Origin of the sequence: Bacillus pumilus (genome assembly GCF_038738535.1) — a bacterium.
In the GTDB taxonomy this organism is placed as follows: domain Bacteria; phylum Bacillota; class Bacilli; order Bacillales; family Bacillaceae; genus Bacillus.
On record NZ_CP046128.1, the window covers coordinates 3,280,459 to 3,293,532 of the forward strand.

Consider the following 13,074-nt stretch of genomic DNA (forward strand, 5'->3'; position numbering starts at 1 on the left):
CTTTATTTTCTTTTACTGCTGGAGGCAAGCGCCTTGTCCGTTTCAATCATGGTGTTCACCGCTTGTTCTGTTTGTACAAGCTGTTTCTGAAGAATGCCTATGTAGGATGTACTTAATTCGTTCAACTGTTGGTTGATTTTTTCTAATGTGTCTGCTGCCAGGAGCTGGTTTCTCCCTTTGATGGTTGTTGGAAGTTTTGCATTCATTTGAGCGCCTGATTGTTTGGCCTGTTGTAAAACTCGATTGATTTCACTGGCATCTATTTTGATTTCTCTACTCATGTGACTTCCCTCTTTTTTCTTCCAATTGTTTCTGCTTTTCTTTCTCTATTTTTCTTTCAACAGAATGAATCTCATGTTCTAACGAATGGATCTCCGATTTTAGGTCACTGATTTTCTCATCAATTCGATTCACTAAATTGGTCAGCTGTACACTTTTTATCTCTTGACTGGCGGATGCCATCTCGTCTCGAATGTCATCAAACGTATCTGCAAGACGGCCAAACCATGTATGTGATGTCAGATCAGGATGAGTGATTTTCTTGTTAGCATCTGCCAGAACCGATTTTGCTTCTTTTATTTCTTTTCGACACATGTTGAGTTCGATGATTTGTTCTTTTTTTATGGATATGTCTGCCTTTAACGAATACAAGGCTGTTGTATAACCGATGACAGCTCCAGACATCGTCAAACACCTCTATTCCTCAAATAGTCCTCCGTTATGTTACCATTTCCTAGCACAAGAGGCATATGATTGAAAACGAATTCAACGAAAAATGAATCGTAGGTATTGGGTTTTTATACCTATTTCACACGCGCAAAAAAAGCTAGCTTCGTGTGAAAACGAAACTAGCTTTTTTGATCGTTACTATTATCGTGCTTGAGCTGCTGTGATAAGCGCAAGGTTGTAAACGTCTTCGGCATTACAGCCTCTTGAAAGATCGTTTACTGGCTGGTTTAAGCCTTGTAAGATTGGACCTACAGCTTCAAAGTTACCTAAGCGCTGTGCAATTTTGTAGCCGATGTTTCCAGCTTCTAGGCTAGGGAAAACAAATACGCTCGCATCACCTTTGATGACGGAATCTGGCGCTTTTTTCGCTGCTACTGAAGGAACGAAAGCTGCATCGAATTGAAATTCTCCATCAAGTACAAGCTCAGGTGCCTTTTCTTTTGCAATGCGAACTGCTTCAGATACTTTTTCTGTTTCGTCTGATTTTGCTGAGCCTTTTGTAGAGAAGCTAAGCATTGCCACACGTGGTTCGATGTCAAACATTTTGGCTGTGTTTGCACTTTCGATCGCAATTTCAGCTAGATCTTGGCTGTCTGGTGCAATGTTGATCGCACAATCAGCAAACACATATTGCTCTTCGCCGCGAGCCATGATGAAGACGCCAGATGTTTTCTTTACGCCTTCTTTTGTTTTAATGATTTGAAGTGCTGGGCGCACTGTGTCAGCAGTTGAGTGTGCTGCACCGCTCACAAGTCCGTCTGCAAGACCTTTGTACACAAGCATTGTACCGAAGTAGTTTTCATCTAGTAATGCTTTTCTTGCCTGCTCTTCTGTTGCTTTGCCTTTACGTCTTTCTACGAAAGCTTGTACAAGCTCTTCAAAACCTTCATATGTATGAGGATCATACACGTCAACACCATCAAGTGTAAGACCTAATTCTTTTGCTTTTGCTTCAACTTCTTGTTTTTTACCTACAACAATTGGCTGCAATACTTTGCCATCTGCTAGTTTTTGAACGGCTGTTAGAATGCGTTCGTCCATTCCCTCAGGAAAAACGATCTTTACTCCTTTACCTGCAACCTTTTCCTGAACTGTTGAAAAAATATCTGCCACTTATATACCCTCCTTGATTTTACAAAAAAAGCGTTCTCTTTTAAGCATACTCTTCTTCTACATAAATTCAAACTACCAACTTACATTATAGCGCTTACAAATTAAATTCTTATTTTTCAAACTAATTTAATCAATTTCCATAATAGCTGTTTTCGTCGTTCAAGTTTTGATCACATCTTCATTTGGACAAACTATGTTATAGTTGGAACAGATGGAAAACTGTAAATAGGAGTGAAATAAATGAGCGAACAACATACAACCAATGAAGCAGCTCAAACACTAGACGGCTGGTATGCACTGCATGATTTTAGAACCTTTGACTGGACAGCTTGGAAGCTGCTGACAAGTGATGAGCGCCAAGCGATTCTTCATGAGTTCACAGGTCTATTAGAAAAATGGAAAACAGCTGAGCACGATAAGGCTGGAAGCCAAACAATCTATAGTATTGTCGGCCAAAAAGCAGATATTATGCTCATGATTTTGCGTCCAACCATGGAAGAACTGGGTGAAATTGAACTTGAATTCAATAAAACACGACTAGCAGAGTTTACAATCCCAGCTTATTCGTACGTTTCAGTTGTGGAACTCAGCAACTACTTAGCTGGAGGCGGAGATGGCGGAGATCCTTACGAGAACCCGCATGTACGTGCGCGTCTATACCCAGAGCTCCCTTCTTCTCAATACGTGTGCTTCTATCCAATGGATAAAAGACGTTCTGGCAATGACAACTGGTACATGCTCTCCATGGATGAGCGTAAATCACTCATGAGAAGCCACGGCTTAATTGGCCGCAGTTATGCTGGGAAAGTAAAGCAGATCATTACAGGCTCCGTCGGTTTTGATGATTATGAGTGGGGCGTCACTCTTTTCGCTGACGATGTGCTTCAATTTAAAAAATTGGTTTATGAAATGCGCTTTGATGAAGTCAGTGCACGCTACGGCGAATTTGGTTCCTTCTTTGTCGGAAACCGATTAGCAAACGAGCAGCTGGCGTCTTATTTTCATGTATGATAAACTCTTAAGGCTTCGGATCTTTCCGAAGCCTTTTTATGTATTTTTTTTTAGAAAGGTGATCACATCATGAAAAACTTCCCCATCGCTATTTTCGCTTTAACGCTCGGTGCGTTTTCGATTGGCATGACTGAATTTGTCATTATGGGACTTTTGCCAAACGTCGCAAATGATCTCCATGTATCTATTTCTGCTTCAGGGCAGCTGATTACTGGATATGCACTTGGTGTCGCAGTTGGCGGACCTATTATAACATTATCAACTGGGAAAATGTTGAGGAAACGTCTTCTCATTCTATTAATGATCCTGTTCGTGGCGGGAAATGCTGTTGCCGCTGTATCGACCACTTACGGTCTATTAATGGCCTCACGTATTTTGACGTCATTTGCTCATGGAACCTTCTTTGGCGTCGGAGCCATAATGGCTGCGCGGCTTGTGCCTAAGGAGAAAAGTGCAAGTGCGATCAGCTTCATGTTTACAGGACTGACGGTCGCCAATGTACTGGGTGTGCCGTTTGGTACCTTCATCGGAAATCAATTTGGCTGGCGTATGTCGTTTCTTGTCATTGCCGTCATTGGTCTCATTTCCTTAATCGGTATCATCAGCTTAGTACCCAATCAATCGAAGGAAGAAGTACTGGATATTCGAAATGAAGTGTCTGTTTTGAAAAAGCCACAGGTACTCGTTTCTTTTGCAATGACGATCTTTGGTTTTGCAGGTGTGTTTACCGCCTTTACGTATATCAGCCCGATCCTGCTGCAAGTGACTGGTTTTCAGGAAAATGGGGTGACGCTCATCCTTGTTCTCTTCGGGCTTGGGGTCACTATTGGAAATTTAGTTGGCGGAAAGCTTGCCGATTGGAAGCTGATGCCGAGTATTATGGTGACACTGATCCTGCTGATGGCTGTCCTGTTATTGTTTACAATCACTTCCGAATTCAAAGTACCTGCTGTGCTGACCATTTTTGTTTGGGGAATCATTTCATTTATTCTTGTTCCTACCTTGCAATACCGCACGATGAACATGGCACATGAAGCACCGACACTCGCATCGACGCTTAGTCATTCTGCCTTTAATATTGGGAATGCTGGCGGTGCAGCGCTTGGCGGTCTCGCCATCGAACTTACACATTTACAGCTTGTACCGTTATTTGCTGCAGCTGTAACCTTCATTGGGCTCATCATCACGATCATGAGCTATCAGTCAGATAGACGAACAAAAAGGACCTGAGTTAGGTCCTTTTAGCGTGCAGACAAATCCTCACATTCGTTGTCAGGTCCTTTTTTATTTCATCACGGTCATTTCTGGCTCTTCTATTTGTTTCACACGTTCCTGTACTGGATGAGAAAAGGCGTGCTCGGACAAGACGATATGAGATACGGTTTTTGTAAACCCAGACACTGCCTGAATAAAGGCTTCAATTTCTTCAAGAGAAGCGACTGACAGCTTAATGAAAAAGCATGACTGTCCTGCCACTCGATAAGCAAAAAAAGCGCGTGGGTGCTGATTCATAAAAGCCACAAAACGTTGATACTCCCCGTTTAGCACTGTGACTTCCAGCAGGCAGTCAATCATAAGCCCTAATTTTTTATAATTGACCTGAACCGAATACCCTTCGATAATCCCTGCATCCTCTAATTTACGCACTCTTTCTGCTACCGCAGGTGCGGATAAATTGACTCGTTTGGACAATTCCCTCATAGACAAGCGGGCATCTTCTTTCAATTCATTTAAAATATGCACATCAACATCGGTGATTTTCATTCGTACCTCTCCTATCCGAAAGTCGTTCCATTTGAAAAGTATTTTATGATAATACTTATGATTCGAAATGTAAAATAAAACTAAATAATGGTAGAATTTATTTTAACGGAATTGAATGAAAAAGCAAGTATGGAGGGATCACCTGATGAAAGAATCTTTAGACAGCAAGGCTTCTAAAACGTTTCCCATCACACTTGCCATCGCGCTCACACTTGGCGTCTTTGCGGCGGGATCGGAAGAACTGGTGATTTCACCACTGCTGCCTGATTTATCAAACTCCTTTCAGCACTCTCTTGATATTCTCGCCCTTTCCATCAGCATTTATGGGTTAGCTGTGCTGGTTGGAGCCCCGCTGCTCGTTCCTTTAGGGGACCGGTATTCAAGGGAACTGTGTTTGATCATCGGGCTTTCTTTCTTTTTGATTGGAACCGTGATGTGTGCGGCTGCCCCGAATTTGGCAGTGTTTTTTGCTGGCCGTGCCATTTCTGGGCTGGCGACCGGTGTATTTGTGCCAACAGCCTATGCTCTTGTAGGCGACCGGGTTCCTTACGAATATCGAGGCAAGGTGATGGGACTCATTGTGTCGAGCTGGTCTCTTTCTCTTGTCCTTGGTGTACCAATTGGCGCCTTTATCGGTCAGAGTTTGAACTGGCGCTGGACATTTTGGATCTTCGCCATCATGAGTCTCGTTGTCCTGCTGCTCGTCATCCTTGAATCACGCAAACAAACCGCCACAGCGAATACAGGAACACCTCAAGCTAGGGAGAAAACTGGCTCTTTATGGGGAGCTTTGAAAATTGATCGTGTCCCCGCCTATTTGACCGTGACATTTTGTAATATGCTTGGATTTTATGGCATGTACTCGTTCTTAGGAGCTTATCTGCAAAGTTTGTTTTCTGGAGGACAATCGACGGCAGGACTTCTGATCATGGCTTACGGCGTCGGTTTTTCCATGAGTGTATTTACAGGAAAATTAGCTGACTGGTTTGGCAAAACTCGTTCTCTTTTCTTAGTGCTGGGCGGCATTACGCTCGTTCTCGCCTTACTTCCTTATGCTCCTTTCTCATGGACATTGCTGATTTTTGCCCTATTTATTTGGGGTGCCATGCAAAGTTTATCCGTCACGCTTTTGAGCACTGTTCTAAGTGACTGCTCCCAAACCCACCGAGGCAAAGTGATGGCTTTTTACAGTCTTGCGTCCAACCTTGCCGTTATGCTTGGTTCCGCTCTTATGGGACCTGTCTATGTCCATTTCGGCTATCATACGGTAGGGCTTGTATGTGCACTTATTACGCTTGTTGGTTTTCTCATTAGCTTCGCCAGCTATAAACGTGAACGAACCTTACAGCAGAAACATAAAAACACATTTGAAACGTAAGCTCAATTCACTGCACATCTAGGTATGTGCAGTTTTTTAGATCAATTTTTAATATCATCATAAAATACATTTTTTATAAATTTTGTTGACAATTGCCAATTTTATTTTTTATAATCTAGTAAAAATTTGAAAAAGATTGGATGGTAAACATGATCTTAAAGAATGATGTTTTTCATTTCAAAGAAGAGCCCATCGTTTCACCTAAGATGTTTACAGTCAATACACTAGGCCCTGAGGGGACAAGCAGTGAATATGCAGCAAAACATTTCATCTCTCATTCCACCACTACACTCGGCACTCATACGAAACTATCCCTTTACGACACGTTCGAAACTTGCATTGAACATACTCTCTCTAACGCACTCCAATACACTCTCGTTCCACACGCATACGAAGGAATCAAACACTTTTACATGAGACCTGACCTGCAGCTTTTACAAATTTTCAGATGTGACACACCCATGTATGGTTTGGCTGTCAGACCAGATTTCCCATTTCAAGAACAAATGCTCCACCATTTAAAAATTGTCTCTCACCCTGCACCTGTCAATTTGATTCAATATTTCATTCACCAAAATGCTGAATTTGAGCTGGTCAATTCTACAAGTACTGCCGCACAAAAAGTAAGAGACGGCGAATTTGATTTCGCTTTAACTAATGAGGTAGCCAGAGCCACATACGGCCTCACCTTCATTCGAACGTTTAAAAGCATCCCAATGAGCTGGTCCATATTCGGAAAAGGAGAGATATAATATGCAAACTGAACAAAAGACGCAAGAACGATATTTTCCTCAAGCCAAAAAAGTAGAATGGGAGAATGGTGTCACACAATATTCCACGGTCAGAGGTGATACGGAAGTGTTAATTTCATACGTCCCTCCTCACACGATCATAGAACCTCACGAGCATCACGAAGCACAAATCGGTATCGTATTAAAAGGCGAGCTTCAAATGACGGTCGGCCCATCGACCCAATTGCTCACCCCTTTAGAATTAGCCTATATCGCACCACCTTTTGTCCCTCACGGCGCATCTAACCTGACAGATGAAGAAGTGATTGCCATTGATATTAAGAGATTAAAAGATGGCGAGGAATATACGGCCCCTCCTACTTATTTCTTAGATATTTTCAAAACACGGGATTTACTCCCTGGCATGGAAGTCACCTTTTTTGTTGAGGATTGGATGGAGCTCATGATTGCCAACATTCCTGGAAATGGCGGTGAAATGCCTTTTCATAAACACCGCAATGAACAAATCGGCATTTGCATCAGCGGAGGTTATGATATGACCATTGAAGGCTTTACAGAGAAAATGGAATTTGGCACCACTTATTTCTGTGATCCAAAGGAAGATCATGGTGCGATAAATCCAAAGCCGGAAGCATCAAAGTCTATTAATCTCTTCTTCCCTCCCCGCTATAATCGGTTGAAGCCAAAAGCGTCTAAGGTGAAGAAATGAACCTCGACGGAAAAGTCGTCCTGATTACAGGAGGTGCATCAGGGATTGGGCTTGCCGCAGTCAAGCTTTTCCTTGAGCATGGAGCAAAAGTAGCAGTGGCTGACATCAATGAACAGAGCGGCAAACAACTCGTCGAATCATTGCCGCACGAGCATCTTGCGTTTTTCAAAACAGATATTACGAATGAGTCTGACTGTCAAAAAACCGTTCAGTTCGTGCTGAACCGTTTTGGAACAATTGATGTTTTGATTAACAATGCAGGCATCGAAATTGTCTCCCCCGTTCACGAGATGACGCTGGAGGATTGGAACCACATTGTACAGGTCAACCTGACGGGTGTATTTCTTATGAGTAAGCATGCATTGCCGCATATGCTTGAAAAGAAAAGCGGAAGTATTATCAATACAGGATCTGTCGGGGGTCTTGTCGGCTGGCCTGACATTCCTGCCTATAACGCAACAAAGGGCGGTGTCATCCAGCTAACCAAATCCATGGCGGTCGACTATGCCGCCCATCAAATCAGGGTGAACTGTATCGCCCCGGGCATTATTGATACGCCATTAAATGAAAAATCATTTTTAGACAATCATTCAGAAAGTCTTGAGGTTGTCAAAAAAGAAAAAGCAAAGGTGAACCCATTACTTCGTCTCGGAAAACCCGAAGAAATTGCGGGCGTCATGCTGTTTCTCGCCTCTGATCTATCCAGTTATATGACTGGAAGTGTTGTCACAGCAGATGGCGGTTACACCGCTAGATAAAAAGGAGTGCTTTCATTGAGTAAAAAAACCGTACTTGTCATTGCTGATCTGGGAGGATGCCCGCCCCATATGTTTTACGAAAGCGTGGCTGCATCGTATCATATCGTTTCTTATATCCCGAGACCCTTTGCTATTACAAAGGGACACGCTGAGCTAATCGAAAAATACTCCATTGCCGTCATCAAAGATCGAGATTATTTTGACACAAACCCTTCTTTTGAACACCCAGATTCTATTTACTGGGCACATGACGATTATCTGAAATCCGAGGAAGAGGTGGTGGACGACCTAGTTCGTGTGGCTTCCTTTTTCAAAGCGGATGCGATCACCACCAATAATGAATTATTCATTGCACCAATGGCAAAAGCCGCTGAGCGTCTTGGACTGCGCGGCGCTGGGGTAAAGGCAGCTGAATTAGCGCGTGATAAAAGTCAAATGAGGGCTGCATTCAACGCGGCTGGGGTCAAAGCAGTAAAAACTCAGCCTGTCACTACTTTAGCTGATTTCCAGCAAGCCATTGAACATATCGGGACACCGCTTATTTTAAAGCCTACATATTTAGCAAGCTCCATTGGCGTGACCCTTTTTCATGACCGAGCCGGCAGTGATGATCTCTTTTTAAACGTACAATCCTATTTGCAAACCATTCCCGTTCCAAACGCTGTGACGTATGAAGCTCCGTTTGTCGCTGAAACATACTTAGAGGGTGCTTACGAGGATTGGTATCAAGAGGACGGCTACGCTGATTATGTCAGTGTTGAAGGGTTAGTCGTTGAGGGTGAATATATCCCTTTTGTCATTCATGATAAGACCCCTCAAATCGGTTTTACAGAAACGGCTCATATTACTCCGTCGATCCTAGACAATGAAGCCCAGCAACTCATCATTGAGGCAGCAAAGAAGGCAAATGAAGGGCTAGGTCTTGAAAACTGTGCCACTCATACAGAAATCAAGCTCATGAAAAATCGAGAAACCGGATTAATCGAATCAGCAGCTAGATTTGCTGGCTGGAATATGATTCCGAATATCAAAAAGGTCTTTGGGGTAGATATGGCCAAGCTGCTGATTGATGTATTAGTCGATGGAAAAAAGGCTGATTTGCCAAAAGAACTGCTTTCTGGACATACGCATTATTTAGCAGACTGTCATTTATACCCTCAGCATTTCAAAGAGAGCGGACACATTCCGCCTGAGGTCACACACATCACCATTGATCATGTGCATATTCAGCAGGCCACTTTGGTTGGAGATACTGTCATCATCAGTGAATCCGTCCCACCTAAAGGGACCTTTGTGGACCTATCTTTATTTGAAGCATTTAATGGCATCGTGTCTCTTGAATTAAAAGGCTCGTCTTCTCAGGATGTTGCCGCATCCATCCGTAACATTCAGAAGCAGGCAGCCATTCAGTTAATGGATGAACTAGTGAAGGGATAGAAAGAGAGGGTAACGTGGTGAAGATCTTACCATCTAACATGATTGAACGGCTGCCAGAACAAAAATTTGGAACCGTATTTGAGAAAATTGCACATAAAACACAAAACGGAGCGAACATTGTGAACCTTGGTCAGGGAAATCCCGATCTTCCTACTCCTGCCCATATTGTGAGCGCCCTTCAAGAGGCAGCAGGCACTTTGCAATTTCAGCAATATGCTCCTTTTAGAGGCTTTGACTTTTTCAAGCAAGCCATTGCAGATTTCTACAGAAAGGAATTCGGCATTGAGGTTGACCCGCAGAAGGAGATTGCCCTTTTCAATGGGGGAAAAACAGGCCTTTATGTGATGAGTCAGTGCCTGCTTGATCCAGGGGACATTGCCCTTGTCCCCGATCCTGGATACCCAGAATATCATTCAGGCATCTTGATGGCGGACGCAAAGCCATACTGCATCCGACTGGAAGAGGAAAATGGCTATTTGCCGAATTTCCCGTCAATTGATCCAGACGTGTTAAAAAAGGCAAAGGTTCTTTTCTTAAATTATCCGAATAACCCTACAGGTGCTGTGGCAAGTGAAGCATTTTTTGAAGAGGCTGCGGAATTTGCCTCAGCTCACGGTCTGCATGTGATTCATGATTTTGCCTATGGTTCATTTCATTATGAGCAAAAACCAGTAAGCTTTCTAAAGGCACCTCTTGGAAAAAAAGTAGGCGTGGAATTATATTCTTTATCCAAAACATTCAATATGGCAGGATGGAGAGTCGCTTTTGCTGTAGGGAATGAGGACATCATTCATGCCATAAACGCCTTCCAAGATCATGTGTTTGTCAGTATGTATGGCGGATTTCAACAAGCCGCCACCATTGCCTTACAAAGTGATGACTGTCATATTCAATCCTTGAAAGAAGTCTACCTTGAACGAATGAATTTCTTCATCCGTCAAGCGGAGAAGCAGCTTGGATGGACCATTGAACGTCCAGCCGGCGCCTTTTATTTATGGGCTTCGATCCCTGATGATTTCGAGGATTCTCATGCTTTTGCCGACTATTTACTCGAGCATGCAGATGTCGTCGTGACGCCTGGGGGTGTATTTGGAGCACATGGAAGACGTCATGTCCGCATCTCAATGGTGGCGCCAATTGAACAGCTTGCCCTTTTTATCAATCGGCTCCATATACTGCCGATTCGCTTTCATCAAAAAACCCGCATATAGCGGGTTTTTCATATTTATATACTTTTCATCGAACCACCATCGACAGATATTTGCTGTCCGGTGACATAGGAGGCTTCCTCTGATGCGATAAAAGCGGCTAATGAAGCCATTTCACTCGCTGAACCTACTCTTTGCATCGGGATTCCTGACGCAACAGCTTTTACAGCTTCTTCGCGTGATAATGACTGTTGACGCATCATGTTTCCGATAAATTGTTCATACCGATCTGTAGCAATAAATCCTGGGTTTAAACAATTCACTGTGATTCCTGAGGGCGCAAGCTGTGTGGCTGCATTTTTACTAGCATTGATAATCGCTGCATTCATCATACTGTTCGTAAACATTTGGTCACCAGGTTCCTTCCAGAGGTTCCCGACAATTTGAATGATCCGGCCGTATTCATGTCTTTTCATCATCGCTGCCGCACGTTTCATCGTATCAATGTACGCAATGGCTTTCTGAGAAAATGCTGCCAGCATCTGCTCACTTTCACATGAATCAAAAGTATCTGGCTTCCCTCCTGGAATGTTATTAATCAACACATCCAGTCTGCCAAACTCGTTTTCTATTGCCGCAAAGGCCTCAGCCCGCACTCCTTCATGGGACATATCTCCACAGAAAAGAGACACCGGCTCTTTTGTTTCTGCCATACGCCCAATGTGCTGCTGCGCATCTTCTAGTGAGGATTGATTTCTAGAATTGATGATGACTTTTACATGGTCCTGGGCGGCAAGCTTTATGGCGATTGCCTTTCCAATCCCTGTACTTGCCCCTGTGACAAATGCAATTCTTTTAGACAAACTCATCCACATCCCTTTTCTACTCAACTTAGTAAACATACATAAAATGACACATATAGAATGTATTTCAACAAAAAAAGACCTTTCTCCTGCGAAAGGCCTCTGTTCTTTATTTAAATGTCGTTTCCCAATTAAATCCGATCGTCTCGTCATTCCATGCGATTCTCTTTTCATCTGGGTTTTTCGGGTCATAAGACTCTGTCGTGAAATACACAATTTGCAGCGGCGTCTCGCCTAGTACCCGGTAGCCATGTGCGACACCCTTTGGGATGAGGAGCAGCATTGGATTGTCTTCCCCCATATAATACACGTCGGTTTGACCCTTTGTAGGAGAATCCTCACGCAAATCGTATAAAACGACTTGGGCATGACCTGCTGGGAAAAACCAAACATCGTCTTGCTTTTCATGATAATGAAAGGCTTTGATCACTCCTGGAAAGCTTTTCGACCACGATGCCTGCCCAAAGCGTTTCAGCATCGGCTCATCATCTCGAATGAGCTCTGCAAAAAAGCCGCGATCATCACAATGTTTCATGAGTCTTTTCGTTTGTACACCATCAATCATGCTGATGCCATCTCCCTTCTTTCTGCAAATATTCGTGAAGTGCATCCTTCCAATGTCTTGGTTGCCAGCCTGTGGCTTCAATCGCTTGAAGGTCTAACACAGAATAGGCTGGACGAGGCGTTTGGAAGCCGTACTCTTCCGTGGAAATTGGCTCAATGGTCGTAGACAGGCCGCTTTTTGCGACAATTTCTGACGCAAAGTCAAACCAGGAACAGCTGTCTCGGTTACTGACATGGTAAATCCCTGCCTTCTGATCAAACAAATGAATGATTGCCTCTGCGACATCCTTTGTATAAGTAGGTGATCCTACTTGATCGTTCACGATGCGCAAATGATCCTTTGTTTCTGCGAGCCTAAGAATGGTATTCACAAAGTTATGTCCCTCATGTCCGTATAGCCACGATGTACGGATGATTTTCACTTCGTCTGACACGAGATGAATCAATTCCTCACCAAGCTTTTTACTTTTTCCATAAATGGTTTGAGGATCTGCTTGTGCATCGACTTGGTAAGGGCTGTCTGCTTGCCCGTCAAATACATAATCTGTACTGACATGTAACACATCAGCCCCCACGTTCTTTGCCTCCAGCGCTGTATAATAGGCGCCAATGCCATTGACAAGATACGCCTTTTCCGTTTCTGTTTCACATTGATCAACAGATGTATATGCTGCTGCACTGACAACAATATCAGGCTGAAAGTGTCTCATTGCGTGTCTGACTGCTTGCTGGTCTGCGATATTGAGCATACTCCTCGTTAAGGCAATGACGGTGATATCTTTTTCCTTGAGCTGTCTGCTCAATTCTTTCCCTAGTTGCCCGCCTGCACCGGTGATTAAAACTTTCAT

General features: G+C 43.4%; 15 protein-coding genes. 8 read left to right on the plus strand and 7 right to left on the minus strand.

Translation table 11 applies throughout. The features are described 5' to 3' along the window. Positions 1 to 2: 2 nt before the first annotated feature. The 3 genes from GKC25_RS16755 to pta form a co-directional block, all read right to left on the minus strand. Positions 3 to 281: a YwqI/YxiC family protein gene (locus tag GKC25_RS16755; RefSeq protein ID WP_106030627.1), complete on the minus strand. Its 279-nt coding sequence runs from the start codon at positions 279 to 281 to the stop codon at positions 3 to 5. Next, complete coding sequence (locus GKC25_RS16760; protein ID WP_187704219.1) at positions 274 to 684, minus strand: YwqH-like family protein; 411 nt, start codon at positions 682 to 684, stop codon at positions 274 to 276. Before GKC25_RS16760 ends, GKC25_RS16755 begins: the two co-directional genes overlap by 8 nt. A 186-nt stretch (positions 685 to 870) precedes the next feature. Beyond that, positions 871 to 1,842, minus strand: coding sequence for a phosphate acetyltransferase (pta, locus tag GKC25_RS16765; RefSeq protein ID WP_034660357.1), 972 nt, complete (start codon positions 1,840 to 1,842; stop codon positions 871 to 873). 240 nt (positions 1,843 to 2,082) lie between these two features. Here pta and hemQ point away from each other — a divergent pair, with 240 nt between their 5' ends. Both hemQ and GKC25_RS16775 read left to right on the plus strand, forming a co-directional pair. Further along, entirely contained in the window at positions 2,083 to 2,853 is a 771-nt protein-coding gene (hemQ, locus tag GKC25_RS16770; RefSeq protein WP_034660358.1) for a hydrogen peroxide-dependent heme synthase, read from the plus strand. Positions 2,854 to 2,922: 69 nt separating this feature from the next. Beyond that, positions 2,923 to 4,083, plus strand: coding sequence for an MFS transporter (locus GKC25_RS16775; RefSeq protein ID WP_034660359.1), 1,161 nt, complete (start codon positions 2,923 to 2,925; stop codon positions 4,081 to 4,083). Positions 4,084 to 4,137: 54 nt separating this feature from the next. On the opposite strand, the gene GKC25_RS16780 is transcribed toward GKC25_RS16775, so the two are convergent. Then, complete coding sequence (locus GKC25_RS16780) at positions 4,138 to 4,617, minus strand: Lrp/AsnC family transcriptional regulator (protein WP_034660361.1); 480 nt, start codon at positions 4,615 to 4,617, stop codon at positions 4,138 to 4,140. A gap of 145 nt (positions 4,618 to 4,762) precedes the next feature. Here GKC25_RS16780 and GKC25_RS16785 point away from each other — a divergent pair, with 145 nt between their 5' ends. The 6 genes from GKC25_RS16785 to GKC25_RS16810 all read left to right on the plus strand — a co-directional run bounded on the left by GKC25_RS16785 (position 4,763) and on the right by GKC25_RS16810 (position 10,862). Further along, positions 4,763 to 5,995, plus strand: coding sequence for an MFS transporter (locus GKC25_RS16785; protein ID WP_034660363.1), 1,233 nt, complete (start codon positions 4,763 to 4,765; stop codon positions 5,993 to 5,995). Between the two features lie 149 nt (positions 5,996 to 6,144). Then, positions 6,145 to 6,747 (plus strand): bacilysin biosynthesis protein BacA, encoded by a 603-nt coding sequence (locus tag GKC25_RS16790; protein ID WP_034660365.1) that lies wholly within the window; start codon positions 6,145 to 6,147, stop codon positions 6,745 to 6,747. Position 6,748: 1 nt separating this feature from the next. Further along, complete coding sequence (locus GKC25_RS16795) at positions 6,749 to 7,456, plus strand: cupin domain-containing protein (protein WP_034660366.1); 708 nt, start codon at positions 6,749 to 6,751, stop codon at positions 7,454 to 7,456. Continuing rightward, positions 7,453 to 8,214, plus strand: coding sequence for an SDR family NAD(P)-dependent oxidoreductase (locus GKC25_RS16800; RefSeq protein WP_034660368.1), 762 nt, complete (start codon positions 7,453 to 7,455; stop codon positions 8,212 to 8,214). The genes GKC25_RS16795 and GKC25_RS16800 overlap by 4 nt, the downstream gene beginning before the upstream one ends. 15 nt (positions 8,215 to 8,229) lie before the next feature. Then, positions 8,230 to 9,651 carry an ATP-grasp domain-containing protein gene (locus GKC25_RS16805; protein WP_034660369.1) on the plus strand — a complete coding sequence of 474 codons (1,422 nt, stop codon included), beginning with the start codon at positions 8,230 to 8,232 and terminating at the stop codon, positions 9,649 to 9,651. Positions 9,652 to 9,668: 17 nt separating this feature from the next. Then, complete coding sequence (locus tag GKC25_RS16810) at positions 9,669 to 10,862, plus strand: aminotransferase class I/II-fold pyridoxal phosphate-dependent enzyme (RefSeq protein ID WP_034660730.1); 1,194 nt, start codon at positions 9,669 to 9,671, stop codon at positions 10,860 to 10,862. Between the two features lie 14 nt (positions 10,863 to 10,876). On the opposite strand, the gene GKC25_RS16815 is transcribed toward GKC25_RS16810, so the two are convergent. The 3 genes from GKC25_RS16815 to rfbD all read right to left on the minus strand — a co-directional run bounded on the left by GKC25_RS16815 (position 10,877) and on the right by rfbD (position 13,074). Beyond that, a complete protein-coding gene (locus tag GKC25_RS16815) occupies positions 10,877 to 11,668 on the minus strand; it encodes an SDR family oxidoreductase (RefSeq protein WP_286203252.1) in 792 nt (263 codons plus the stop codon). Between the two features lie 103 nt (positions 11,669 to 11,771). Beyond that, a complete protein-coding gene (locus GKC25_RS16820) occupies positions 11,772 to 12,227 on the minus strand; it encodes a dTDP-4-dehydrorhamnose 3,5-epimerase family protein (protein WP_034660371.1) in 456 nt (151 codons plus the stop codon). Beyond that, positions 12,220 to 13,074, minus strand: a complete 855-nt coding sequence (gene rfbD, locus GKC25_RS16825; RefSeq protein ID WP_060597528.1) for a dTDP-4-dehydrorhamnose reductase — start codon at positions 13,072 to 13,074, stop codon at positions 12,220 to 12,222. Before rfbD ends, GKC25_RS16820 begins: the two co-directional genes overlap by 8 nt.